Genomic DNA, 24,612 nt, shown 5'->3' on the forward strand with positions numbered 1-24,612 from the left:
AATAGAACCGGGCCGCTCAGGTCAAAGGAGTAAGTACATGCGATATATGGTTACGTATGACCTGATGGAAGCGTCACGAAATATGAACCAGTGGTTTGGCGCCACCGCGCTTTCCATGGCATCTTACCCGATGTTTAGCATGGTTCCAAATCCGGCCTTTCAATGGATGGCGGCCTGGGGCGAAGTGACCGAACGCACGTTCCAGCGTATGGTGGTCAAACCCGACTGGGGTATTGAGTCCATCACCGGCCAGGACGGACGTGATCACCTGATCAAAATCGAAACCGTGGTGGAAAAGCCGTTTGGCGACCTGATCCATTTTGACGTGCAGGGCCGCGATGAGATGGACCGCCGGGTGCTCTTGGTGGCCCCGATGTCGGGCCACTATGCGACGCTTCTGCGCTCCACAGTGAAATCCCTGCTGCCCGATTGCGAGGTTTATGTCACCGATTGGCACAACGCCCGCGACATCCCCGTCTCAAGTGGCAAATTCGACATCGAGGATTACACCCTCTACCTGATGGATTTCATGCGCGCGCTGGGCAGCGACCTGCATGTGATTGCCATTTGCCAACCGGCCCCGCTCACGCTGGCGGCCACGGCCTATCTGGCCGAATTGGACCCAGACGCGCAGCCCCGGTCATTGACCTTGATCGGCGGACCGATTGACCCCAGCGCGGCGCCGACTGAAGTGACGGATTTTGGCCACCGCGTGACCATGGGCCAGCTCGAAGAAACGATGATTCAGCGCGTGGGCTTTAAGTACAAGGGCGTCGGCCGCATGGTCTATCCCGGCCTGCTGCAGCTGGCGTCGTTCATGTCGATGAACGCCGAGCGTCACGGCAAGGCTTTTATCAATCAGATCAGCCGCGTCGCACAAGGCGAAGCAAGCGACCGCGACCCACATAACAAGTTCTACGACGAATATCTCGCCGTCATGGATATGCCAGCCGAGTTTTATCTCTCGACCGTGGAACGCATTTTCAAAGCCGGCGAAATTGCAAGCAACGAATTTGTCGTAGCCGGTCACAAGGTTGATATTGGCGCGATCACCCGCGTTGCGGTGAAAACCGTGGAAGGCGGCAAAGACGACATCTCGGCCCCCGGTCAATGCGTGGCAGCCCTGGATCTGCTCACCGGCCTGCCCGATGACATGAAGGCCAGCTATATCGAGCCAGAAGCCGGGCATTACGGCATTTTTGCAGGTCGTTCATGGCGCAATAACATCCGCCCTCTTGTGCTTGATTTCATCGACGCCAACTCTGAGGCTCCAGCGCGGCGCGCACGCACGGCCCCCAAAAAGGCGCGCAAGTCCCGGAAAATCGCCGCTGAGTAAGCCCTAAGACGCGAGTGGCTGCTCAATCCGCACCATTTTGGTGCGCAACACAAGCGGCTGTTTGATCCACGCCCGCAGAGCCGCGGTCACTGCATCCGGCGCCTCCAATGTCGGCAAATGCCCCGCGTCGCGAATAATTGCCAGATCCGCATGCGGGATCATACCCGCCATGAATTCGTGCCGTTTGACAGGCGTCAGCGTGTCATGCTCGCCGCACATCACGAGTGCGGGCACATTGCATTTACGCAAAGTCGCCTGATAGTCGCGCCGCCGCTGCAGGGCACGCGCCTGTCGGATGATCGCCTCGCACCCGACATTCTCGGCCATTTTGGCCACCAGGTTGAGGATACTTGTCCGCTCTGGTCCAGGCGCAAGGTACTCAGGGCGCACAATGCTGGCGGCCGCCTGATCCAGAAGGCCCGCTTTCAGCTTTGTAATCAGAGGCTCATAATCAGCAGCCGTCTGAGGTGTTTCCGGCAAGGAATTGGTGTCCATCAACGCAATCCGCGTCACCCGCTCGGGCGCCCGGCGCAACAGCTCCATCGCCACAATGCCGCCCATCGACAGACCGGCCAATGCAAACTTCAAGGGCAGTTGATCCAGCAAGGAGGAAGCAATTTCTTCGATCCGGTTGCCGCCTGTAATCGGGGCCACAGTCACAGCGACGTCACGGCTCATTGCCGTAACCTGCGGACCGAACAGACGCGCATCGCACATCATGCCCGGCAGGAAAACCAGGGGCTCTTGCATTGTTATTATTCCTTACTGCTCGCGAAACCTGTCGCTTATTTTTTCTCGACAGTGCCATGTGATGCGCAAATTGCAAGGGGCCTGTGTGGCGGTGAATGAGATAAACTTAGCCAGCAGAGGATAAATGCAACAGTTCTAGTGGCCCAATTGTTGCCTCTGAGTTATCCTATATTCTCAAGCGGATATGACATCCGATCGCTGACGGGAGAAGGGTATGACCTAAAGTCAGCTGACGGCGGCCGCGCTCAGAACGTCTTCGACAGCCGCTTCGATCAACGCCAGACACGCAGCATCCGAGAAGCGGTGATCTGCCCCTTTCACCAGTGTCAGGTGCATATCGTCACCTGTGGCATGTTCAAGCAGTCTCAGCGCCACTGACATGTCCACATCTGCATCCGCCGTGCCCTGCAAAAACCGCACTGGGAAAGGAAGGCGCAGCGGGTCGCGCAGCACGAGGTTTTGCCGACCCTCTTCAATCAACTTGGCCGTGATGATGTAAGGCTCATCATATTCGCTGGGCAAAGCCACCTGCCCGTTTTGCGCCAGTTCTGCTTTTTGCGCATCGGAAAACCCGGCCCACATGGAGTCTTCGGTAAAATCCGGCGCAGCGGCAATAGTCACAAGCCCCGCCACGCGCTCTGGCATAGCACGGGCCGTCAACAGCGAAATCCACCCGCCCATACTGGAGCCGACCAGAATCTGAGGCCCGTCTGTGAGTGCCGCAATCATTGCGCGCGCATCTGCCGCCCAGTCGCCGATGCATCCGTCGGTAAACGCCTCAGAGCTTTGCCCATGCCCGGAATAGTCAAACCGCAAAAAGGCCCGCCCGGTGCGGCGCGCCCAGTCTTGCAGATGAACGGCCTTGGTCCCCTCCATGTCGGACTTGAACCCGCCCAGAAACACCACGCCCGGCCCGTCCCCCTCTGTCAGGTGATAGGCCAGCCGCCGTCCGTGCGGAGATGTCAAAAACTGCGTGTCGCCCATAAGACCCCTGCCCTTATCATATCTGGGCAAATGTCTTCCGAAGACGTCACGCTTTCAAGCCGCAATTGGCTGGAATTACATAATCGAGCCGATGATGCGCTCAATCCGGTCAAGCGGATACTGCCGCTCGTGCCCGGGCCTCTCTTCTAGCGCCGCTCTTGGAAATCCCTGCCACACGTCGCCTTGTGCGTGGCTTGTCGTGCCTGCCTCATGTGGCCCATCCTGGAGCCGGAACTCAGTCTCTAACCTGGCCATGTTTTCACGCCGTTTTGTTGTTTTTCTAAACCCGAGGCGTCATTTGAATCGCGCCCTACGTAAAACTGTTAACAGGCAAATTTCGATATGGAAATATCTTTTTATTTCATTGTGTTACGATAAACATTCGCATGCACGCGCGTACAATCAAATACAAATGCACACGCCCGCACACAATGCGCACTGGCACAAAAAAAGGGCGTGCCGGGCACGCCCCAATCTGCATTCGAGGGACCTTGAACTATCCGCCTACATAAGGCGCGTTTTTGGGGCGATAGAAAACCTTCTGGTTATGCAACCGCCCTAAGAGGTCATGGATGCGCCGCACCGACATATCTGCGACCTGCGATTTTTCGCACTGTGTAGGACTGGGCATTCCCTCCTCGATCATCGTGCTTGCAAGCTCAGACTTTGAGCGTCGCAACGCATCTTCGATCAATTCCATATCCTCAACAGACAACTGAAAATCGACATTGTAACGAGCCATCTTACGCGCCTTTCCCAAGCAATAATAAATACTGATCGTGCATTAGCTTGAGGCTAATATAAGCATGAAGAGCACGTCGTAAAGGAGAAAAAGACAAATTTCTTCAATATGTTATTCGGCGTGCAGAATGCCATTGGATACCGTTCTCAGCATACGTTTGCACACATAAATCACCTCTATGGCTAACCCTTTGTTAATACTCGACGACCCAAAATCCGCATTCCTTGCATCAAAGCATCCTGAGCCTTGACTTGGCTGCATCTGAGGTTCAAAAGCAGCGCACATATTTTTCGCAATCGGGCGTTCCGTGGGCGCCAAATCGACGAGGAGAGCCTATCATGGCCCAGATTTCCCTGACCTTTCCTGATGGCAATGGGCGCCAATACGCGGCTGGAATCACCCCGGCCGAGGTGGCTGCCGATATTTCCAATTCGCTCGCCAAAAAGGCCATATCGGCCCATGTCGACGGGCAACACTGGGATCTGGCCTGGCCTATCGAGGCTGATGCTTCCATCGCCATCAACACCATGAAGGACGAGACCGCCGCCAATGAATTGGTGCGCCATGACCTCGCGCATATCATGGCCCGCGCCGTGCAGGAGATTTGGCCTGATACAAAGGTGACAATCGGCCCGGTCATTGAACACGGCTGGTATTATGATTTTGACCGCGCAGAGCCGTTCACCCCCGAGGACCTCGGCCTCATCGAGAAAAAGATGAAGGAAATCATAAATTTGCGCGACCCTGTTCGCACAGAAGTCTGGGACCGTGATCGCGCCATCCAGCACTACAAGGACAACAACGAGCCTTACAAAGTCGAGCTGATCGACGCCATTCCGGGCGATGAGCCCCTGCGGATGTATTGGCATGGTGACTGGCAGGATCTTTGCCGTGGCCCGCATTTGCAACATACCGGCCAAGTGCCCGCCGATGCGTTCAAACTCATGTCCATCGCCGGCGCGTATTGGCGCGGTGACAGCGACCGCGCGATGCTGCAACGCATCTATGGCGTGGCTTTTACCGGTAAGGAAAAGCTAAAGGCATACCTCAACTTCCTAGAGGAAGCCGAAAAGCGCGACCACCGCCGTCTGGGCCGCGAAATGGACCTCTTTCACATGCAGGAAGAGGCCCCCGGTCAGGTGTTCTGGCACCCCAATGGCTGGACCATCTACACCGAGCTGCAGGATTACATGCGCCGTAAACAGCGCGCCGGTGGATATCACGAGATCAACACGCCCCAAGTGGTGGACCGCAAGCTTTGGGAGGCCTCGGGTCACTGGGACAAGTATCAGGAACACATGTTCATCGTTGAGGTGGAAGAAGAACACGCCAAGGAAAAGGCGATTAATGCGCTCAAGCCGATGAACTGCCCGTGCCACGTGCAGGTGTTCAATCAAGGTTTGAAATCCTATCGCGACCTGCCCTTGCGGCTGGCCGAGTTTGGCTCGTGCTCTCGCTACGAACCTTCTGGCGCGCTACATGGCATCATGCGCGTCCGCGGATTTACACAGGATGACGCGCATATTTTCTGCACCGAGGACCAGATCGAAGAAGAATGCGCGCGGTTCATCAATTTCCTTGCGGATATCTATGCCGATCTGGGCTTTGAGGAATTTGAGATCAAATTCGCAACCCGTCCTGAAAAGCGTGTGGGCAGCGACGAAAGCTGGGACCATGTCGAGGGCGCGCTGGAAGGCGCGATCAAGGCCACCGGGCGCACCTTTACGCTCGAGCCCGGCGATGGCGCGTTTTACGGACCGAAACTGGATTTCTATCTGACCGACGCCATTGACCGTGTCTGGCAATGCGGCACGTTTCAGGTGGACCCCAACCTGCCCGAGCGGCTGGGCGCGACCTATATTGCCCCCGATGGAAGCAAGCAGCGCCCCTATATGCTGCACCGCGCGACCTTGGGCAGTTTCGAACGGTTCGTCGGCATTCTCATCGAGAACTCAGCCGGTCGCCTACCCTTCTGGCTGGCCCCGCGCCAGGTCGTCGTGGCTCCCATCATCTCAGAGGCCAACGACTATGCCGAAGAGGTGGTCGCAAACTTGCGCGCGGCAGGCGTGCGGGCCGAGGCCGACCTGCGCAACGAAAAGATCAACTACAAGGTCCGCGAACATTCCGTCGGCAAAGTGCCGGTGATCCTGGCCGTGGGTATGCGTGAGGTTGAGGACAAAACCGTAACTGTCCGCCGTTTGGGTGAAAAACAAACCGCTGTGAAGCCGCTCTCAGAGGTCACTGAGGCGCTGACCAAAGAGGCCACGCCGCCCGACCTTGCCTGAGCCTGCTTAGAAATGGGCTTTTGGTTCGTCCGGCTTTCCCGCCGCGACGGCCAAGAGCCCGCCCAGCGCGGTGAAGCCAATGGGGAACATGGTGAAGACACCAAATCCAAACGCATAGCCCATCAGGGCCGCTGAAAGCAGCATGAGGATCCCACCCCAAAGCGCGCGGACACGTGCCATAGCCCCGCCTGCGATGGCCAGAATTGGCGCTAGGAAACTGACTGCACGGATCAAACCCTCTCGGTCTACCTGTTCGGCAACGCCTTCAATCTCGCCATATTCGCGTATCACTTCGGTGTACCCAAAGCTGAAAAACCCGACAAACAGGGCCAGAACCCCACCGATAATCCCCAATACCAGGGCCGCGTTACGCATCACATGTCTCCATTCATTTGCTGGACCCGATCTATGCCACAGTGCATGTCATACCAAGGCCGCTTGCACGTCTTTGCTCCAACCCAGAAAAAATTCCCCGTCTTTTTCAATCAGAGGACGCTTCATCAGAGTTGGGTGTTTTGCAATGAGCGAAAGGGGTGTATCGACACGCTCAGCTTCATTAAGCGCGCGCCATGTTGTCGAGCGCGTATTGAGCAGCGCATCACCCAAAGCCGCATAGGCGGATTCCAGCACGCCTTGCGGCACACCATCTTCGCGGACATCCCGAAACTGCGCATCCGGCATTGATTTCAATGCTTTGCGGCATGTATCGCAAGATTTCAAACCGTATAGGATCATAGGTGATTGCCTGTATTTTAATCTCTTGCCGCGACTTTAACGCCCGATCACGGCGGTTTCACTTGCTTTTTACAAGCCATGCCCAATCTTTTTACCTGTGATCAAATCCGGCGTTTCCCAACATAAACGTGGGCCAGCATCACGTTATGGCCCGGCATTTTCCGGGGAATTGGAAGTCAAGAAGGAGAAGCGGAATGCCAACCGGCACCGTGAAATGGTTCAATACCACAAAAGGGTACGGTTTTATCGCGCCCGATGAAGGCGGCAAGGACGTCTTTGTACATATCAGTCAGGTGGAACGATCCGGACTGACAGGTCTGGCTGACAATCAAAAGGTTGGCTACGAGCTTGAAGAAGGCCGCGACGGTCGGCAGATGGCGTCAGACATCAAGCCGCTCTGAGCCAGAGGCCAAAAAGCGATACGACAATGGATCAGGCTGAACCCCCTCGGCCTGAACCAAGCGCGCGAAGTCGAAACTCAGACGCGGCGCATATACTCCACCAGAATACATTTCGGACCCTCTGAGCGCAGATCAACGCGAAGTGTTTCGGACCAGTCTGCCATCTCAACCGCTGGAAACCAAGTGTCCGCCCCGTCCACATCCAAATCCACCTCGGTGATCAAAAGCCGCTGTGCGAGGGGCAGCAGCGCACGATAAATGCCTGCCCCACCGATCCCATAAATGCGCGCATGCCCCGCAGCCTTGGCCGCCTCAACCGCGGCTTCAATCGATGGCAACACATGCTCAGCCCCTTCAGGCGCGCCGGACGACACCACGAGATTCAAACGGTTTTTCAAAGGTCGTGCCACCGGCGGCAAACTGTTCCACGTGTTGCGCCCCATAATGACCGCGCCGCCCATCGTTTCGCGTTGAAAAAACTTCAGGTCTTCGGGCACATGCCACGGAATATCACCATCCCTGCCAATCGCCCCATTCCGGTCGCGCGCAACAATCAAAGAGATCATCAGACCGCCACCGGCGCGGAAATATGCGGATCGGGATCATAGCCTGTGATCTCAAAATCCTCGAATTTGAAATCAAAGATGGATTGAACCTCCCGCGTGATCCGCAACTTGGGCAAGGGTTTTGGCGTGCGCGTCAGTTGAAGTGCCACCTGTTCGGTATGGTTCGAATAGATATGAGCATCCCCAATCGTGTGCACGAAATCGCCCGCCTCGTACCCCGTCACATGCGCGAGCATCTCCAGAAGCAGCGCGTAAGAAGCGATATTGAACGGCACGCCGAGGAACATATCAGCCGAGCGTTGGTAGAGCTGCAAATGCATTTTGCACCCGATGATCCGCACCTGCCACAGCGTGTGACAAGGTGGCAGGGCCATGTCCGGCACATCTCCGGGATTCCACGCCGACACGATCAAACGGCGGCTGTCCGGAGTGGTCTTGATCATCTCCATCAAATTGGAGATCTGATCAATCTCACGGCGGCGAAACAGCTCGGGATCATCCGTTGGCTCAAGTGCGGGAAACCGCCGCCATTGGTGGCCGTAAACCGGACCGAGATCACCATCCTCGTCAGCCCATTCATCCCAGATCGAAACCCCGTTCTCCTTCAGATAGCGGATATTCGTGTCGCCTGAGAGAAACCACAAAAGCTCATGAATGATCGACCGCAAATGCAGCTTTTTGGTTGTGACCAAAGGAAATCCTTCTGACAGCGGATAACGTGCTTGCAATCCAAAGGCCGAAATCGTGCCAGTCCCCGTCCGGTCAGAGGAGGACTGCCCCCTATCGAGTACCTGCTGCAAGGCGTCATGATATTGTTGCATGCGTTTCCATCCGGCGAAGATAGCCTGTTGAAAAAACCACAGGCCGAGTCGATACCGACTATATATGGCCGCGCAGATCGCTGAAACCTCAATATCAGGTGCGAGTAAGGGAACCCGCGCTGAATTCAGTTGGTCTGGTCAGACCGGTTGTTCACGAATCTGTCGCTGGACTCACCCCCCAAATCCGCTACCTCTTGGACAACGCAAAACAAATTTCAGGGAGATGCGTATGGGTCTGAAATACCTGCATACTATGGTCCGGGTCAAAGACCTCGATGAGTCGTTGGCATTCTACAAACTTCTGGGCCTCCAAGAGACCCGCCGTTATGACAACGAAGGCGGGCGGTTTTCGCTTATCTTCCTGGCGCCTGAAGGGCAGGAAGAGTGCCCTGTTGAGCTCACTTACAACTGGGATGGCGATGATGCCCTGCCCTCGGACAGCCGTCATTTCGGGCACCTCGCCTACCGTGTCGATAATATTTACGAAACCTGCCAGCACCTGATGGACAATGGCGTGACCATCAACCGCCCGCCGCGCGACGGGCATATGGCCTTTGTGCGCAGCCCCGACAATATCTCGATTGAGCTTTTGCAGGCCGGTGATGCCCTACCCCCAGCTGAGCCTTGGGCGAGTATGGAAAACACAGGGCATTGGTGATGCGTGCAGGTCTGATATGGACCGTGGCGGCGCTTGCGATTTCGACTTCGCCGATACAGGCCGATCCACTGGCCGATGCGGCGGCAGAACAGGTCGGCGTGACCGTGTTCTACGACCCGTCCTATCAGGGCCTCTCGTTCCCCGGCGGGGACATCCCGCGTGATCGCGGCGTGTGTACCGATGTTGTGATCCGCGCCCTGCGTGATGCGCATGACATCGACCTGCAAGTCGCTGTGAACCGGGACATGAAGGCGGCCTTCTCGGCGTACCCCACGATCTGGGGCCTGAGCACCACGGACCGCAATATTGACCACCGCCGCGTGCCTAACCTTGAGACCTTACTCCAACGGATTGGCGCAGCGCGTCCGCCAAGTGACGATCCGGATGACTTTGCCCCCGGCGACATCGTCAGCTGGCGGCTGGTGGGGTCCAACCTTCCGCATATCGGGATCGTCAGCACCCAGCGGACGACAGATGGAACACGCCCCCTCATCACCCACAATATTGGTCAGGGCACGCGCACCGAAGACATTCTGTTCGTTCACCAGATGGTCATGCGGGCCCGGTTGGACGATGCCGCGCGCACGCAGTTGCGCCGCCTGTCCGAGTGATGGTGATGGGGCGTCAAATCAGCATTTGTGCGCTCTGCTTGACCCTTTTTTGCCTGCCTATTAGCGCCGCAGCGCAAAGCTGCCGCCTCGCTCTGGTGCTGGCTGTCGATGTGTCGTCGTCTGTCGATCAGCGGGAATACGACCTGCAGCGCGTTGGCCTTGCCGCTGCTCTGGACGCCGATGAAGTGCGCCACGCGATTCTGCATGGCGCGCCCGGAACCGTGGCGCTCGCGGTTTATGAATGGAGCGGGTTTTACCAGCACAAACTGCAGCTGGACTGGACCATCCTTGACAGCGAGGGCGCGATCACAGCCGCCGTGGCCACCTTGGCTGATATGCGGCGCAGCCATGACGACTTTCCCACCTCCATGGGCCCGGCCCTTGGTTTTGGCGCCTCACTCTTGCAGCGCGCGCCGAGATGTACGCGCAAGGTGATTGATGTCTCAGGCGACGGTGTGAACAACTACCGATATGGTCCACGTGAAGCGTATAAGCATTTCCCGTTAAAAGACGTGACTGTGAACGGCTTGGTCATTCTCGGCGAGGACGCCAATGTGCTGGCATATTACGGCACAGAGGTCCTGCATGGACCGGGTGCATTTCTGGTCGTGGCCAACGGGTTTGAAGAATTCCGAGAGGCGATGACCAAAAAACTCTACCGCGAGATCAACGACATCGTCCTGGGAAGCGCCCCGTCGCTGCAAGAGCCGGGATGATCCGAACAACGCTCTTTGCCCTCGCCGTACTTTTGGCCACTTCAGCGGCGCAAGCCCAGTGCCGTCAAGCGCTTGCCCTCGGCCTTGATGTCTCGGGCTCTGTAGATGCGCGTGAATACCGATTACAACTTGACGGGCTTGCAACCGCTCTGACCTCAGATGACGTGCGCGCGGCGTTTCTTGCCCTGCCAGAAAGGCCCGTGCGGTTGATGATCTACGAATGGAGTGGGCTTTCTAACCAGAGGATCATCACCCCCTGGACCACAATCCGCTACGGCGCAGAACTTGATCAGATCGCCGCGAATTTGCTCAGCACGAACCAGCGCTTCACCAACGACGCCACCACCGCCATCGCAGCCGCCATGTTGTTCGGCGCAAGCCAGTTGGCGCAACAGTCCGAGTGTTGGAAAAAGACGTTGGACATTTCAGGTGACGGTCCTGCGAATGTTGGGGCGCACCCGCAGGCCATCACCGAAGAGATGCTGGGCGAGATGACAATCAACGGTCTGGTTATCGGCCCCAAATCTCGCGCCAACACCACCAAGAACCTGAACAACGTCAAATCCCTGCTCACCTACTACAGCGAGTTTGTTCTACGCGGTCCCGGCGCCTTTGTTGAAAGCTCCGACAAACATAAGGACTTTGCCGAGGCCATGCGCCGCAAACTGATCCGGGAGTTACGCCTCCCGAACCTATCTTTGTTGCGCCCCACAAAGTGAATGCACAGCGCTGAAACCTGCCTCAGTCTCAGTAAATGTACCGAATCTGATCGGCCCAGTAGCGTTCCACCCGGCGCAGCGATGACGTGATCGTGTCGATCCCATCATGGCCAATCACGCCTTTGCTCTCCAACCCCTCCGCATGACGCTCAAAGAGCGCTGCCACCACGTCCCGAATGCCGCGCCCCTTTTCGGTCAGGCGCACGCGCACCGAGCGGCGGTCAATCTCACAGCGCTGGTGGTGCATATAGCCGGTGTCGACCAGCTTCTTGAGGTTGTAGCTGACATTGCTGCCCTGATAATACCCGCGCGACTTAAGCTCACCGGCGGTCACTTCATTGTCGCTGATGTTGAACAACAACAGCGCCTGGACCGCGTTGATATCAAGGATACCCACGCGCTCAAATTCATCCTTGATCACGTCCAGCAAAAGCCGGTGCAACCGCTCGACCAGCGCCAGCGCATCAAGGTAGTTTGTGAAAAACCCGTCGCCCGTCATCTGCGAGGGCATGTTTGACTGAAAACTCATTATACATCTCCGTGCGATACTGCTCGGCGATGGGTTTGGCGGAAAATGCCCAATATTCAGTTAAATACGCGCAATAACGTCTAAAATGCCGCAGACTTGGGCGCGCTGCTCTCTAAAATACGCGAGATGATGCTCCTGAACTTCTCCGGCGCATGATCCTGTCCGCTGATCCAGATATAGAGATCCTGATCGTTTTCTTCCAAAAGCGCCTCATAGAGATCAAGCTCTTTCGCGCTCATCCCTGCGAGATGCGCCTCGGCAAAGCGCATCAGAAGAATATCCATTTCCTTGGTGCCGCGTCGCATTGAGCGCATGTGCAGCCGTTTCAAACGGGTGTGACCGTCTTCACTCAACCGGCTGCTCTCGCACAGAGGACCGTAAGCTGCGCTCCAGCATCGCAAGCCGGTCCGCAGACGCGGTGATCTGCGCGCGCAGGTCGCGCATGTCCTGCAGAATATTGGCCACATCAGGGTTGCCGCCGTTGCGCTCATCCGGGCCATCCGGCGCATCGCCTTCCCCGCTGATCAGCCACAGCAAAGACACGTTCAGAACCCCCGCGAGCATCGAAAGCTTGTTGGCGCGTGGCTCATTCAGATCATCTTCCCAAGCGCGCAGCGTCTTGAGCTTGATCCCCAGACGTCGCGCCAATTCTTCCTGCGTCATGCCGGCCACCTCGCGGGCGCCTGCCACACGATCCCCAAATGTCGTCGCTTCGGGGTTATACCAGTCGTCTTTGCTCGGTGCGTTCATGTTTCACTCTCCAGGCTCCAGGGTCTTGCTTGCACGTAACCCGCAATGTTGTCTTGAACCCAATCCGCGCTCTTACTAAGACAGCCGAAGACCCAATTCCACCTGGAGCGCGACATGAATCCTCTTTCCGCGACACTTTCACGCGTGAAACCCTCGCCCACCATGGCCATCTCGGCCCTGGCGATGGAGAAAAAGGCCGCTGGCGAAGACGTCATCGGCCTGAGCGCAGGGGAGCCGGATTTCCCCACGCCGGAAAACATCCGCGCCGCAGGCATTCGCGCCATCGAAGAGGGCAAAACGCGGTACACTGCGCCCGATGGCATTCCGGAGCTGAAGCAGGCCGTCTGTGACAAGTTCAAGCGTGACAATGATCTCAACTACACTCCCTCACAGGTGAGTATTGGCTCAGGTGGTAAACAAATCCTTTACAACGCCCTGATGGCCACGCTGAACCCCGGCGATGAGGTGATCATTCCAGCGCCTTATTGGGTGAGCTATCCCGATATGGTCCTCCTCGCGGGCGGCACGCCGGTGATCGTCGAGGCCGGGATTGAGACCGGATTCAAACTCAGCCCCGAGGCATTGGAAGCGGCGATCACGCCGAAAACCCGCTGGTTTATCTTCAATTCTCCCTCCAACCCCACCGGGGCGGGCTATGCCTGGGACGAGCTCAGGGCGCTCACCGATGTGCTGATGCGCCACCCGCATGTATGGGTGATGACCGATGACATGTATGAGCACCTCGCCTATGGCGACTTCAAATTCTGTACGCCTGCACAAGTGGAACCCGGGCTCTATGACCGTACTTTGACTTGCAACGGCGTCTCCAAGGCCTATGCCATGACCGGCTGGCGCATCGGCTATGCGGCAGGTCCCGAGGTTCTCATCGGGGGCATGCGAAAGATCCAGTCGCAATCGACCTCCAACCCCTGCTCTGTCAGCCAATGGGCCGCCGTCGAAGCGCTTAACGGCACGCAGTACTTTATTGCGCCACATAACGAGATGTTCGTGCGCCGCCGGGATCTCGTGGTTGGCATGCTGAATGAGATTGACGGTGTCACCTGCCCCACACCTGACGGGGCCTTCTACGTCTATCCTTCGATCGCCGGTTTGATTGGCAAAACCTCTGCCAAAGGCGTGAAGATAGAAAATGACGAGGCCTTTGCCACCGCCCTTCTGGATGAGACCGGCGTTGCCGTGGTCTTTGGCGCGGCCTTTGGTCTGTCACCCAATTTCCGTGTCAGCTACGCCACATCGGATGAAGCGTTGAAAGAGGCCTGCACCCGGATACAGGACTTTTGCAGCAAACTGCGCTAAGCCTTGATCTAACAATCTGATTTCGGAGCCAAATGTGAGCGGCGAGCTTCCAGACTATTACTTCCGTGTCCGCGACAACGGCGCCTTCGTCTTTCGCGTAGACACCGAAAACCGTCAGCGCCGCATTGAGATGGACCAGATTGCGGTGGTCAACATCCGCAATGGTCAGATCAAACCACATGGTGATCGGGAACTAAGCGAAGAGGATCTGAGCGCCATCCAGACCTGGATGGACGAGCGCAGTGCGTTATTGGCCAGGCGCGACATCGACGATATCCATCGCGCAGTGGATTACCTCAACACCACCACCCATTGGGCCCAGTCGCGCGCCAGTGATGAAGATCTCGAACAGGTCACAGATGCGCTTTTACTGGCCATGCACGACCTGCGCTCGGTTCTGGTGCGCAAAAAGGCGGATCGGCTGTTGGCTAGGGATGATGAAGACTAAAGTCTGTAACCTCACTAAATCATTTTAAATCAATCGCTTGAAAGACGGTCTCGAAGTGCGGTTTTGAGCACTTTCCCGTAGTTATTCTTCGGTATATCCTCGACAAAAACATAGGCCTTGGGTCGCTTGAACCGCGCGATATTTGCAAGGCAATGGGCATCAAGCGTCGCCTCATTCAAGCCCTTTCTATGCGCCACGACAAAGGCCACCACCTCTTCACCCCATTGCTCAGAGGGACGCCCGATCACCGAGGCCTCAATGACGTCAGGATGGGCCAAAAGCACCTCCTCTACCTCGCGTGGATAGATATTCTGCCCGCCAGAAATGATCATATCCTTGGAACGATCCACCAGCGTCAGATACCCCTCATCATCCAGATGCCCCATATCGCCCGTGCGCAACCACCCATCGCGCAGCGTCTCGGCCGTTGCCGTGGGGTTTTGCCAATACCCCGGCATCACCAGGTCACCTCGCACCTCAACCTCACCAATCTGACCGGACTTCAATATTGCGCCAGAACCATTTGTAATCCTGAGAGAAACGCCGCTCTGAGCTTGCCCCACTGTGGTAAGTTTCCGCCCCGCCACAATATCTTCCCGACCAAGCGCGGTGATCCCCATCGGTGCCTCACCCTGCCCGTAGATTTGCAGAAACACAGGCCCAAACTGCGCAAGCGCGGCGCGCAAATCCACCTCATAGAGCGGTGCACCCCCGAGCACGACGCTGCGCAACCCTTGGCCATTGCGTCCCGCCTCTTGCGCCCAAGCCGTCAGGCGAGTGAGCATCGTTGGCGCCGCAAAGAAGTGCAGCCTGTCATAATGCACCGCCAGATCAAGCAGCTCCTCCGGATCAAACCCGCCAGACACCTGCACCACATGCCGCGCGCCTTTGAGCACATGCACCAACGCATATAGCCCCGCGCCGTGGCTCATCGGCGCGGCATAAAGTGTGGTATCGTCCGGCGTGACCTCATCGACCGAGACCAGATAGCTCTCGGTCATCACCTGCAACATACCGTGGGTGATCTGCACCCCTTTGGGTCGTCCTGTTGTGCCGGAGGTGTAAAACAGCCAGGCTAAATCACCTGAAGCGCGCGCTGCAACGTCCGAGATTGGCGCACTATCAAGCCTGCTGGGATCAACCACATCCACAGCATCGTGCAGAGCCTCCGCCTGCGCGCCCGTCGACACACACAGTTCAGCCCCGGCGTTGTCCAAAATCCAAGCCGCCTCTTTGCCATGCAGCCGCGCATTGATCGGTACCGCCACCAGCCCCGCATACCAGATGCCGAAGAGCGAAATGAGGTAATCGGGATGATTGCTCATAAATATCGCCACCCGATCACCAGGTTTCAGGCCTCGCGCCAAAAATGCCCCGGCCATGCGTGCCGCCCGATCACGAAACCCGACATAGTCACTGACCATATCATGTCCATAAAAGATCGCCGGGGCCGCACCCCGCGCCTTTGCCTGATCTTCCAGCCAGCCCGCAATATTCATGAACGTGCCCTCCAAGGTCACAAAATCACCTGAAGCGTCCTCCGGCAATCCATCTCACTTGCGAATTCTCAGGTAAAATCAGGCGCAAACCGCGTAAAGTGGACGTAGCGTCACCTTTTTTGGAATTCCCCCTCGCAATCGGGCGGCAAATGCGCCAAATTCCTAGGCAATTCCGCGCTTTTCAAGGGATGACGCATCCCCTATAAGCGCCCAAAAAAGACGCAAAGCCTTGGGGACAGGGCAAACATGCAAGGTTCGAGGATACAGGATGCCGAATAAATCGCACGAGGCGGATGTCGCCTTTATCAAGGCCCTGGCAGAAGTGCTTCAAGACAACGACCTGACAGAGCTTGAGGTCAAGCGTGATTACGGCGCCGATGATGCCCTCAATGTCCGCGTCAGCCGCAAACAAAAAGTCGTGGCGCAAGTGGCTGCCGCGCCGGTTGCAGCCCCTGCAGCCGCGCCAGCCGCCCCGGCACCAGCCGCCGCCGCGCCCGCAGCAGAGGCGAGCCAGGCTGAAGATCCCGCAAGTCATCCCGGCGCCGTGACCTCGCCCATGGTCGGCACCGTTTACATGCAGGCCGAACCCGGCTCTCCGGCCTTTGTGTCCGTAGGCGATCAAGTGTCAGAGGGCGACACGCTTCTCATCGTCGAAGCGATGAAGACCATGAACCACATCCCTGCCCCCCGCGGGGGCACCGTCAAACGCATTCTGGTTGAAGACGGCGCGGCCATCGAATTTGGCACGCCCCTCATGATCATCGAGTAGGCCGGACATGTTCGACAAAATCCTTGTGGCCAACCGTGGCGAGATCGCGCTCCGCGTGATCCGCGCTGCACGTGAGATGGGCATAAAAACCGTCGCTGTGCATTCCACGGCTGATACTGATGCCATGCATGTGCGCATGGCCGATGAAAGTGTTTGTATTGGCCCTCCGCCAGGCACGGACAGTTATCTCTCAATCCCCGCGATCATCGCCGCCTGCGAAGTGACCGGCGCACAGGCCATTCACCCTGGCTATGGGTTCTTGTCGGAAAACGCTAATTTCGTGCAGATCGTCGAGGACCACGACCTCACGTTCATCGGCCCAACCGCCAAGCATATTCAGGTCATGGGCGACAAGATCACCGCCAAAGACACAATGAAAGAGCTGGGCGTGCCTTGCGTTCCGGGATCTGACGGCGGTGTGCCAGACTTGGAGACAGCACGCGCGCTGTGCAAAGACATCGGCTATCCGGTGATCGTCAAGGCCACGGCAGGTGGCGGCGGGCGTGGCATGAAAGTGGCGCAAACCGCCGATGACATCGACATGGCGTTTCAAACCGCCCGGTCAGAGGCCAAAGCCGCTTTTGGCAATGACGAGGTCTATATCGAAAAATACCTCACCACGCCGCGCCACATCGAGATTCAGGTCTTTGGCGATGGCAAGGGCAAGGCGGTGCATCTGGGCGAGCGCGACTGCTCCTTGCAGCGCCGCCACCAGAAGGTCCTCGAAGAGGCTCCCGGCCCCTGCATTTCCGAAGAGGAACGCACCCGCATTGGCAAGATCTGCGCCGATGCCGTGGCCAAGATCGACTATGCCGGCGCAGGTACAATCGAATTCCTTTACGAGAACGGTGAATTCTATTTCATCGAAATGAACACGCGCCTGCAGGTGGAACACCCCGTCACCGAGGCTATTTTCGGTGTCGATCTGGTACGCGAGCAAATCCGCGTCGCCGCAGGTCTGCCGATGTCTTTCAATCAGGACGACCTGAGCATCAATGGCCACGCTATTGAAGTGCGCATCAACGCCGAAAAACTTCCCGAGTTTGCCCCGCGCCCTGGCACAATCAGCCAGTTTCACGCACCCGGCGGGTTGGGCGTGCGTATGGATTCCGCCCTTTATGACGGCTACACGATCCCACCCTATTACGACAGCCTGATTGCCAAGCTGATCGTGCACGGGCCCGACCGCGCCTCTGCACTGGCGCGTCTGGACCGCGCTTTGGGGAACTGATCGTCGACGGTGTCGAGACCACCGTGCCGCTCTTCCATGCGCTTTTGCAGGAAAATGACGTTCTGGATGGATCGTACAATATTCACTGGTTGGAACACTGGTTAGAAACCAACCTGCAGGACTGAGCCTCTTCAGATTCCCTTATCAGCAATCAGGTGAGCCACAAACGCCTCTTTTTTTGTCGCCACCGAAGTGCGTTCTTTGATTATTTCATCGAACAGCCTAGCATCATTGTCACGCACCACGGGGCATCGCCCCACTTTTTTAGCTACACAGGGACATGTGCTCATGGCCCAGAACGGAGACGGTCTCGTCCCGGAAATACTGCTGCGCGCTTATGCGACCGGCATCTTTCCCATGGCGGAATCCCGCGACCATGATGAGCTTTTCTGGGTGGATCCCAGCCGTCGTGGTGTGCTGCCGCTCGATGGGTTTCACACCTCCCGCTCGTTGGCCAGGCGCATCAGGCGCGCAGAATATAGCGTCAGCCTGAATCAGGATTTCCAAGGCGTGCTCGAAGCCTGTGCAGATCGCCCAAACACCTGGATCAGCCACGAAATTCAGGCACTCTATTCAAACCTGTTTAGGCTTGGGCACGCTCACTCTCTTGAAATCTGGCAAGACGAGGCCCTGTCCGGTGGTGTCTATGGTGTCACCCTTGGGGGCGCGTTTTTTGGCGAAAGCATGTTTTCGCGACGCACAGATGCCTCAAAGCTGGCGCTGGCGCATCTCGTCAATCACCTGCGTCGCTGTGGCTTTACTCTGTTCGACACACAGTTCCTCACCCCTCATCTGGCCCGGCTGGGTGCCATCGAGATTAGTCGAGCGACCTACAGATCGCATCTGAGCGACGCATTGGACGTAAACGCCGATATCCTGGCGCACCCTCTGGCTTCCACGCTTTAGTCTGTATTATTGCGTCAAACACCGCAGCACCCACACGTCATAACGCGGATGCTCCATCGGATTGAGCGCCGGTGACGACGCAATCATCCATCCCGAAAACACCGGTTTGGTGTCATTTTCCGCGTGGATCGTCAGAAACGCATAGGCATCCCCCGCCGGGTTGCCCACTGGATGACGGCATTCACCCAACTCAATCCGAAGCGAGCTTTGCTGGTGCGATGTGGCGTTGGCCATCTCAATGTCTTGAGTGACGCCGTTGATCTTATCAAGCCAGCGCAAAACAACACCTGTTCCAGGCTCAACTTGTTCCTGAGCCAAGACCGGTGTACTCAGCATCGCACACAACGTCCAAAGGCCCGCACGTCTCATTCACCATTGTCCTCATCGCTCCCTGCGACAAATTTGGTCAGCAGGGAAATCAGGCTGATGGACCCTTGGGTGAACTCGATCTCGTCCCCGGCGGCAAAGTAAAACGGCGATCCTCCGGGAAGAACTTCGACGAAATTCCCGCCCAACAGCCCCTCGGAACTGATCGCGAGAGCACTGTCGTCGGGCACTTCGATATCTTCACGGACACTGATCACCGCGCGCGCGCGGTACGTTTCCGGATCAAGCTCTAGCTCGGTCACGCGCCCCACTTTGACACCGGCCAGCCGGACATCCGTGCCCACATCCACGCCATCCGCGCTGCGAAAGCTTGCGGTCAGAGCATATTCGCTCGGGGCTGCCGAAAAACCGGTCACTTGACCTGCGTAAAACAAAAAGCCCGCGGCCACCGCAAGCACGACGCCGCCCACGGCGACCTCTGTCAGGTTTTCATTGCTCATCGGGTCACCCCGGCCTCACTGCTTTTATCTGGCGTTCGACCATCGAACACCCACTTATTCTGGCGACCACGCCTCATAGTCGCGTCGGTCTTCGGGATCTCCGCGTCGGATCGATCCCGCTGGCGCATAGGCCAGGGCCGTCCCCGTCAGATTTTCCTCATGCGGTTTTTCCCAGGTCTTCCGCGGCAACGGTGCTTCGGTCGGCGGCTCGGCATAAGTATGATGCAACCAGCCATGCCAGTCCGGGCTCACACGGCTCGCCTCAGCCTCACCGTTGAAAATCACCCAGCGCCGCTTGTTCTCCCGATCCCGGTAAAAGATATTGCCCTGATCATCCTCACCCACTTTCACGCCCTTGCGGCGCGTGTGAATAAGCGTGTTCAGCGTGGCACCGTTCCACCAGGTCACAGATCGAAGAAGCGTTGTCAGAAGACCCATGGAGTCCCTCCGGTTTTCCCTATTCCAGATATGCCGCAGATAGCGTCCGAGGTCCAGCCCACGCAATGCCGCAGCGATGGGCAACATGGCTAAACTTTCGCATGCGTGCATTTTCTTTGAGTGAACCGCGCAAGAAGTTCCGAATTTTCTTGCTCATCTGAAATTTCGGTTTGGGAAAAGAAAAGTCAGCTCGCGCTGGCTTCTTCCTTTTTGGAATCCGCATGCACCATCAACGGTGCCGTCTCAGACGTCACGGCCTCTTCGTTGACAACCACTTCCTCGACATTCTCAAGACCTGGCAGGTCAAACATCGTATCAAGCAGGATGTCTTCCAGAATAGAGCGCAACCCGCGAGCACCGGTTTTACGCTCAATCGCGCGTTTGGCGATGGCCACCAATGCATCGTCGGTAAAGCTCAGCTGCACTGTCTCAAGCTCGAACAAACGCTGATACTGTTTGACCAGCGCATTCTTGGGCTGTGTCAGGATCGTAACAAGCGCGTCTTCATCCAGATCTTCCAGTGTCGCGATCACCGGCAGACGGCCGACAAATTCCGGGATCAGACCGAATTTCAGCAGGTCCTCTGGCTCAAGATCCTTGAACACTTCGCCCACATTGCGATCATCCACATCACGCACATCGGCCCCGAAACCCATGGCAGAACCCTTGCCACGTTGGCTGATGATTTTGTCGAGACCGGCAAAGGCCCCGCCGCAGATGAAAAGAATATTCGTCGTATCCACCTGCAGGAATTCCTGCTGCGGATGTTTGCGCCCGCCTTGCGGGGGCACCGCCGCAACAGTCCCTTCCATCAATTTCAGCAGCGCCTGCTGCACACCTTCGCCTGACACATCGCGTGTGATCGAGGGGTTTTCGGATTTGCGCGTGATCTTGTCGACCTCGTCGATATAGACAATGCCGCGCTGAGCACGTTCGACGTTGTATTCGCTGGCCTGCAGAAGTTTCAGGATGATGTTCTCGACGTCCTCACCCACATAGCCCGCCTCAGTTAGCGTCGTGGCATCGGCCATTGTGAACGGCACATCCAGAATACGCGCCAATGTCTGCGCCAGAAGTGTCTTACCGCAGCCTGTGGGTCCGATCAGAAGAATGTTCGACTTCTGCAACTCAATGTCATTCTTGCCCGAATGATTAAGTCGCTTGTAGTGATTGTGCACCGCGACCGACAGAACCCGTTTGGCCATCGCCTGTCCGATCACATAATCGTCAAGCACGTCGCAGATCTCTCGCGGGGTCGGCACACCGTCGGAAGATTTCAAACCGGCTGTCTTGGTCTCTTCACGAATGATGTCCATACAAAGTTCGACGCATTCGTCGCAGATGAACACTGTTGGACCTGCAATCAGCTTGCGCACCTCGTGCTGGCTCTTGCCGCAAAAGCTGCAATACAAGGTGTTTTTACTGTCGCCGCCAGAACTGTTTGCCATCTCTCGTACCTTTCGGGCCTCAAAATTTTCGCCCTGATCCCGCGTCGAACCACGCAGTACCACTTTTACCCAAGACCGTCCCCCTGTGAAGACCGGCGTCCCTAAATTATGCCGCGCAGCTTAAGACAGGTGCAAGAGCACCACAACGCTTAATTCGCATGCAACATCACCCGTCTTCGTCCTCACCCTTGGCGCGATTTTCAACGATCTCATCGATAAGCCCCCATGCCTTGGCGTCTTCGGGAGCCATGAAGTTGTCACGCTCAAGCGCCTCTTCGACTTTCTTCAGTGATTGTCCGGTATGTTTGACATAAATTTCGTTAAGGCGCCGTTTCAGTTTCAGCGTTTCTTCTGCGTGAATCATGATGTCGGTTGCTTGCCCCTGGTATCCACCAGAAGGCTGATGCACCATGATTCGAGAATTTGGCAGCGAAAACCGCATGCCAGCCTCGCCCGCCGTCAAAAGCAGGCTGCCCATGCTCGCGGCTTGGCCGATGACAAGTGTGCTGACCTTGGGGCGTATGTATTGCATCGTGTCATAAATTGACAAACCTGATGTAACAACGCCGCCTGGGCTATTGATATACATGGAAATTTCTTTGGACGGGTTCTCAGCCTCCAAGTGCAGAAGCTGCGCCACGATGAGGCTCGACATGCCGTCGTGCACCGGTCCGTTGAGGAAAATGATCCGCTCTTTGAGCAGTCTGGAAAAAATGTCATAGGCGCGCTCGCCCCGGCTGGTCTGTTCCACAACCATGGGGACCAGTGTGTTCATATAAGTGTCGATGGGATCTTGCATGATGTGCCTGCCTGATATGTGTCGCGCGGCCCTTTGAGCGCCGCTCTCATTCAAAACTGTAGTGGCCCCCATAAGGGGCTGCAAGGGCGCTTGAGTAAATTCCTGCAGAGCCCAAAAAGCCATACTTGACGCGGTGTTTTTCAACCCGGCGCGCCAGTATGTCGCGCCTCAACCTGAAAACGCGACGCATTTCACCCTCGATCCCTCCTGTCAAGTGACGCAAATCCTCGATTTCCGCAGCATAAAGCGTTGAATTTAATAATTTTCCATTAACCAACACTCCCCTGACGCAACCATGCCACCAGCGCTTTGGACCTCCGTAGAAATCTTTGTGCCAAATCAAACTCATGCATTGCTCCCGGCCGCGTGACATTCTAGAAACATCACGTGTTGCGGGACACGACCCACGCCCTTGAGTCTTTCAGATGGGGCAAACTGAGGTGTCCCCATATTTTGACCAACAGGAGGCACCTAGATGGCAGACGCAGCCATTCACGGGCACGGACACGAAGACAATCGCGGGTTTTTCACCCGCTGGTTCATGTCCACCAACCATAAAGATATCGGTATCCTCTACCTTGTCGTGTCGGCATTTGTCGGCCTGATCTCGGTGGCCTTTACCGTCTACATGCGGCTCGAACTGATGGAGCCGGGTGTTCAGTACATGTGTCTGGAAGGCGCGCGCTTTACGGCGGCTGCCGCAGGCGAATGTACGCCAAACGGGCATCTGTGGAACGTTATGATCACCTATCACGGTGTCCTCATGATGTTCTTTGTCGTGATCCCCGCCCTCTTCGGCGGCTTCGGCAATTACTTCATGCCACTGCAGATCGGCGCGCCGGACATGGCGTTCCCGCGCATGAACAACCTCAGCTTTTGGCTCTATGTGACAGGTACATCTCTGGGCGTTGCCTCGCTTTTGGCACCAGGGGGCAATGGCCAACTGGGGTCTGGCGTGGGCTGGGTGCTCTACCCGCCGCTCTCGACCACCGAGCAAGGCATGTCGATGGACCTGGCGATCTTTGCTGTGCACGTCTCGGGCGCAAGCTCGATCCTGGGCGCGATCAACATGATCACCACCTTCCTGAACATGCGGGCACCGGGCATGACGCTTTTCAAGGTGCCGCTCTTCTCATGGTCAATCTTCGTCACTGCCTGGCTGATCCTGCTTTCGCTGCCGGTCCTGGCGGGCGCCATCACGATGCTTCTCACGGACCGGAACTTCGGCACCACCTTCTTTGATCCGGCCGGCGGTGGAGACCCTGTCCTTTACCAACACATCCTATGGTTCTTTGGCCATCCGGAAGTGTACATCATCATCCTGCCGGGCTTTGGCATCATCAGCCACGTGATTGCGACCTTCGCGCGCAAACCTGTGTTCGGCTACCTGCCTATGGTCTGGGCGCTCATCGCTATTGGGGCCTTGGGCTTCGTTGTCTGGGCGCACCACATGTACACAGTGGGCATGTCACTGACACAGCAGTCCTACTTCATGTTGGCCACAATGGTCATCGCGGTGCCAACGGGCGTGAAGGTGTTCAGCTGGATCGCCACCATGTGGCAAGGATCGATAGAATTCAAAACCCCCATGCTCTGGGCGTTTGGGTTCCTCTTCCTCTTCACCGTGGGTGGTGTGACCGGCATCGTACTGTCACAGGCTGGCATCGACAGAGCCTATCATGACACTTACTATGTCGTGGCGCATTTCCACTATGTGATGAGCCTTGGGGCTGTGTTTGCCATCTTTGCCGGCATCTACTTCTACTTCCCCAAGATGACAGGCCGGATGTATCCCGAATGGGCGGGCAAGCTGCACTTCTGGGCGATGTTCATCGGGGCAAACCTGACCTTCTTCCCGCAACACTTCCTGGGACGTCAGGGCATGCCGCGCCGCTACATCGACTATCCAGAGGCGTTTGCGCTCTGGAACTACTGGTCTTCGATCGGCGCGTTCCTGTCCTTTGCCAGCTTCATCTTCTTCTTCGGTGTGATCGCCTACTCGCTCTTCCGGGGCGCGCGGGTAACGGAAAACAATCCGTGGAACGAATATGCAGACACGCTGGAATGGACCCTGCCGTCCCCTCCGCCGGAGCACACGTTCGAGATCCTGCCCAAGCAGGAAGACTGGGACAAACAACCAGCGCACTAAAAGCGGCGTGACAAAGGTAAGCAAGGCCCCCGTACAGTTCGGGGGCCTTTTTCGTTGGTTGTGTCGCCGTGTCATTCCGCACATGCTCCTTGCGCGGGTACAGTGTGCAACACGCGTCTTGCCAGGGCGAAACCCAGAAAACGCGCCCATAGACCACGTCAAAAACCCCAAGTTGTGG

30 protein-coding genes and 1 pseudogene are annotated in these 24,612 nt (G+C 56.9%); 13 read left to right on the forward strand and 18 right to left on the reverse strand.

The annotated features are described in order from the left end of the window. Window positions 1–37: 37 nt before the first annotated feature. Entirely contained in the window at window positions 38–1,336 is a 1,299-nt protein-coding gene (phaZ, locus tag RZ517_RS12745; protein ID WP_338548579.1) for a polyhydroxyalkanoate depolymerase, read from the forward strand. A gap of 3 nt (window positions 1,337–1,339) precedes the next feature. On the opposite strand, the gene RZ517_RS12750 is transcribed toward phaZ, so the two are convergent. The 4 genes from RZ517_RS12750 to RZ517_RS12765 all read right to left on the reverse strand — a co-directional run bounded on the left by RZ517_RS12750 (window position 1,340) and on the right by RZ517_RS12765 (window position 3,812). Further along, window positions 1,340–2,086 (reverse strand): alpha/beta fold hydrolase, encoded by a 747-nt coding sequence (locus tag RZ517_RS12750; RefSeq protein ID WP_338548580.1) that lies wholly within the window; start codon window positions 2,084–2,086, stop codon window positions 1,340–1,342. 225 nt (window positions 2,087–2,311) lie between these two features. Beyond that, entirely contained in the window at window positions 2,312–3,070 is a 759-nt protein-coding gene (locus RZ517_RS12755; protein WP_338548581.1) for an alpha/beta fold hydrolase, read from the reverse strand. A gap of 75 nt (window positions 3,071–3,145) precedes the next feature. After that, the gene (locus RZ517_RS12760) at window positions 3,146–3,325 is read right to left on the reverse strand and encodes a hypothetical protein (RefSeq protein ID WP_338548582.1); all 180 of its coding nucleotides are present in this window, start codon (window positions 3,323–3,325) and stop codon (window positions 3,146–3,148) included. A 241-nt stretch (window positions 3,326–3,566) separates the two neighbouring features. Continuing rightward, a complete protein-coding gene (locus RZ517_RS12765; RefSeq protein WP_338548583.1) occupies window positions 3,567–3,812 on the reverse strand; it encodes a hypothetical protein in 246 nt (81 codons plus the stop codon). A gap of 338 nt (window positions 3,813–4,150) precedes the next feature. On the opposite strand from RZ517_RS12765, the gene thrS reads away from it, so the two are divergent. Continuing rightward, entirely contained in the window at window positions 4,151–6,097 is a 1,947-nt protein-coding gene (gene thrS / locus RZ517_RS12770) for a threonine--tRNA ligase (RefSeq protein ID WP_338548584.1), read from the forward strand. Between the two features lie 6 nt (window positions 6,098–6,103). Here the strand turns inward: thrS and RZ517_RS12775 are convergent, their stop codons facing one another. Beyond that, window positions 6,104–6,472, reverse strand: coding sequence for a hypothetical protein (locus RZ517_RS12775; protein WP_338548585.1), 369 nt, complete (start codon window positions 6,470–6,472; stop codon window positions 6,104–6,106). 48 nt (window positions 6,473–6,520) lie between these two features. Beyond that, window positions 6,521–6,832, reverse strand: a complete 312-nt coding sequence (locus RZ517_RS12780) for an arsenate reductase family protein (protein WP_338548587.1) — start codon at window positions 6,830–6,832, stop codon at window positions 6,521–6,523. 194 nt (window positions 6,833–7,026) lie between these two features. Here RZ517_RS12780 and RZ517_RS12785 point away from each other — a divergent pair, with 194 nt between their 5' ends. Further along, on the forward strand, window positions 7,027–7,233 hold the full coding sequence (locus RZ517_RS12785) for a cold-shock protein (protein ID WP_317057644.1): 207 nt from the start codon (window positions 7,027–7,029) through the stop codon (window positions 7,231–7,233). A 77-nt stretch (window positions 7,234–7,310) separates the two neighbouring features. On the opposite strand, the gene RZ517_RS12790 is transcribed toward RZ517_RS12785, so the two are convergent. Then, a complete protein-coding gene (locus tag RZ517_RS12790; protein WP_338548588.1) occupies window positions 7,311–7,799 on the reverse strand; it encodes a dihydrofolate reductase in 489 nt (162 codons plus the stop codon). Continuing rightward, on the reverse strand, window positions 7,799–8,620 hold the full coding sequence (locus RZ517_RS12795; RefSeq protein WP_338548589.1) for a thymidylate synthase: 822 nt from the start codon (window positions 8,618–8,620) through the stop codon (window positions 7,799–7,801). The genes RZ517_RS12790 and RZ517_RS12795 overlap by 1 nt, the downstream gene beginning before the upstream one ends. Before the next feature lie 229 nt (window positions 8,621–8,849). Here RZ517_RS12795 and RZ517_RS12800 point away from each other — a divergent pair, with 229 nt between their 5' ends. Genes RZ517_RS12800 through RZ517_RS12815 form a run of 4 tightly spaced genes read left to right on the forward strand, consistent with a single transcriptional unit; the run spans window position 8,850 to window position 11,324 of the window. After that, the gene (locus RZ517_RS12800; protein WP_338548590.1) at window positions 8,850–9,278 is read left to right on the forward strand and encodes a VOC family protein; all 429 of its coding nucleotides are present in this window, start codon (window positions 8,850–8,852) and stop codon (window positions 9,276–9,278) included. Continuing rightward, entirely contained in the window at window positions 9,278–9,889 is a 612-nt protein-coding gene (locus RZ517_RS12805; RefSeq protein WP_338548591.1) for a DUF1287 domain-containing protein, read from the forward strand. The genes RZ517_RS12800 and RZ517_RS12805 overlap by 1 nt, the downstream gene beginning before the upstream one ends. Before the next feature lie 38 nt (window positions 9,890–9,927). Continuing rightward, window positions 9,928–10,605, forward strand: coding sequence for a DUF1194 domain-containing protein (locus RZ517_RS12810; protein WP_338548592.1), 678 nt, complete (start codon window positions 9,928–9,930; stop codon window positions 10,603–10,605). Further along, window positions 10,602–11,324, forward strand: coding sequence for a DUF1194 domain-containing protein (locus RZ517_RS12815; protein WP_338548593.1), 723 nt, complete (start codon window positions 10,602–10,604; stop codon window positions 11,322–11,324). Before RZ517_RS12810 ends, RZ517_RS12815 begins: the two co-directional genes overlap by 4 nt. Before the next feature lie 28 nt (window positions 11,325–11,352). Here the strand turns inward: RZ517_RS12815 and RZ517_RS12820 are convergent, their stop codons facing one another. The 3 genes from RZ517_RS12820 to RZ517_RS12830 all read right to left on the reverse strand — a co-directional run bounded on the left by RZ517_RS12820 (window position 11,353) and on the right by RZ517_RS12830 (window position 12,603). Beyond that, entirely contained in the window at window positions 11,353–11,853 is a 501-nt protein-coding gene (locus RZ517_RS12820; protein WP_338548594.1) for a MarR family winged helix-turn-helix transcriptional regulator, read from the reverse strand. An 80-nt stretch (window positions 11,854–11,933) separates the two neighbouring features. Then, window positions 11,934–12,206, reverse strand: a complete 273-nt coding sequence (locus RZ517_RS12825) for a succinate dehydrogenase assembly factor 2 (protein ID WP_422395539.1) — start codon at window positions 12,204–12,206, stop codon at window positions 11,934–11,936. Further along, window positions 12,199–12,603, reverse strand: a complete 405-nt coding sequence (locus RZ517_RS12830) for a helix-turn-helix domain-containing protein (protein ID WP_338548595.1) — start codon at window positions 12,601–12,603, stop codon at window positions 12,199–12,201. The genes RZ517_RS12825 and RZ517_RS12830 overlap by 8 nt, the downstream gene beginning before the upstream one ends. A 114-nt stretch (window positions 12,604–12,717) precedes the next feature. Here RZ517_RS12830 and RZ517_RS12835 point away from each other — a divergent pair, with 114 nt between their 5' ends. Then, complete coding sequence (locus RZ517_RS12835) at window positions 12,718–13,920, forward strand: pyridoxal phosphate-dependent aminotransferase (protein ID WP_338548596.1); 1,203 nt, start codon at window positions 12,718–12,720, stop codon at window positions 13,918–13,920. 34 nt (window positions 13,921–13,954) lie between these two features. Further along, entirely contained in the window at window positions 13,955–14,368 is a 414-nt protein-coding gene (locus RZ517_RS12840; RefSeq protein WP_338548597.1) for a hypothetical protein, read from the forward strand. A 29-nt stretch (window positions 14,369–14,397) separates the two neighbouring features. On the opposite strand, the gene RZ517_RS12845 is transcribed toward RZ517_RS12840, so the two are convergent. Continuing rightward, window positions 14,398–15,915: a class I adenylate-forming enzyme family protein gene (locus tag RZ517_RS12845; protein ID WP_422395540.1), complete on the reverse strand. Its 1,518-nt coding sequence runs from the start codon at window positions 15,913–15,915 to the stop codon at window positions 14,398–14,400. A gap of 220 nt (window positions 15,916–16,135) precedes the next feature. On the opposite strand from RZ517_RS12845, the gene accB reads away from it, so the two are divergent. From accB to aat, 3 genes and pseudogenes are all read left to right on the forward strand, one after another. Next, window positions 16,136–16,636 carry an acetyl-CoA carboxylase biotin carboxyl carrier protein gene (gene accB, locus RZ517_RS12850; RefSeq protein ID WP_338548598.1) on the forward strand — a complete coding sequence of 167 codons (501 nt, stop codon included), beginning with the start codon at window positions 16,136–16,138 and terminating at the stop codon, window positions 16,634–16,636. A gap of 7 nt (window positions 16,637–16,643) precedes the next feature. Continuing rightward, window positions 16,644–17,992, forward strand: a pseudogene (gene accC, locus RZ517_RS12855) (acetyl-CoA carboxylase biotin carboxylase subunit). 163 nt (window positions 17,993–18,155) lie between these two features. After that, the gene (aat, locus tag RZ517_RS12860) at window positions 18,156–18,773 is read left to right on the forward strand and encodes a leucyl/phenylalanyl-tRNA--protein transferase (protein WP_338548599.1); all 618 of its coding nucleotides are present in this window, start codon (window positions 18,156–18,158) and stop codon (window positions 18,771–18,773) included. Window positions 18,774–18,779: 6 nt separating this feature from the next. Here the strand turns inward: aat and RZ517_RS12865 are convergent, their stop codons facing one another. The 6 genes from RZ517_RS12865 to RZ517_RS12890 all read right to left on the reverse strand — a co-directional run bounded on the left by RZ517_RS12865 (window position 18,780) and on the right by RZ517_RS12890 (window position 22,634). After that, window positions 18,780–19,142, reverse strand: a complete 363-nt coding sequence (locus tag RZ517_RS12865; protein ID WP_338548600.1) for a DUF2155 domain-containing protein — start codon at window positions 19,140–19,142, stop codon at window positions 18,780–18,782. Further along, window positions 19,139–19,600, reverse strand: a complete 462-nt coding sequence (mlaD, locus tag RZ517_RS12870; RefSeq protein WP_338548601.1) for an outer membrane lipid asymmetry maintenance protein MlaD — start codon at window positions 19,598–19,600, stop codon at window positions 19,139–19,141. Before mlaD ends, RZ517_RS12865 begins: the two co-directional genes overlap by 4 nt. Window positions 19,601–19,654: 54 nt before the next feature. After that, window positions 19,655–20,038 (reverse strand): NADH:ubiquinone oxidoreductase subunit NDUFA12, encoded by a 384-nt coding sequence (locus tag RZ517_RS12875; protein ID WP_317057627.1) that lies wholly within the window; start codon window positions 20,036–20,038, stop codon window positions 19,655–19,657. A 185-nt stretch (window positions 20,039–20,223) separates the two neighbouring features. Next, a complete protein-coding gene (gene clpX, locus RZ517_RS12880; RefSeq protein WP_338548602.1) occupies window positions 20,224–21,486 on the reverse strand; it encodes an ATP-dependent Clp protease ATP-binding subunit ClpX in 1,263 nt (420 codons plus the stop codon). Between the two features lie 166 nt (window positions 21,487–21,652). Further along, window positions 21,653–22,285, reverse strand: a complete 633-nt coding sequence (locus RZ517_RS12885; RefSeq protein ID WP_338548603.1) for an ATP-dependent Clp protease proteolytic subunit — start codon at window positions 22,283–22,285, stop codon at window positions 21,653–21,655. A 46-nt stretch (window positions 22,286–22,331) separates the two neighbouring features. Further along, window positions 22,332–22,634 (reverse strand): hypothetical protein, encoded by a 303-nt coding sequence (locus tag RZ517_RS12890; RefSeq protein ID WP_338548604.1) that lies wholly within the window; start codon window positions 22,632–22,634, stop codon window positions 22,332–22,334. Between the two features lie 126 nt (window positions 22,635–22,760). Here RZ517_RS12890 and ctaD point away from each other — a divergent pair, with 126 nt between their 5' ends. Next, window positions 22,761–24,434 carry a cytochrome c oxidase subunit I gene (gene ctaD, locus RZ517_RS12895; protein WP_338548605.1) on the forward strand — a complete coding sequence of 558 codons (1,674 nt, stop codon included), beginning with the start codon at window positions 22,761–22,763 and terminating at the stop codon, window positions 24,432–24,434. Window positions 24,435–24,612: the final 178 nt, after the last annotated feature.

It is taken from the genome of Roseovarius sp. S88 (assembly GCF_037023735.1).
In the GTDB taxonomy this organism is placed as follows: domain Bacteria; phylum Pseudomonadota; class Alphaproteobacteria; order Rhodobacterales; family Rhodobacteraceae; genus Roseovarius; species Roseovarius phycicola.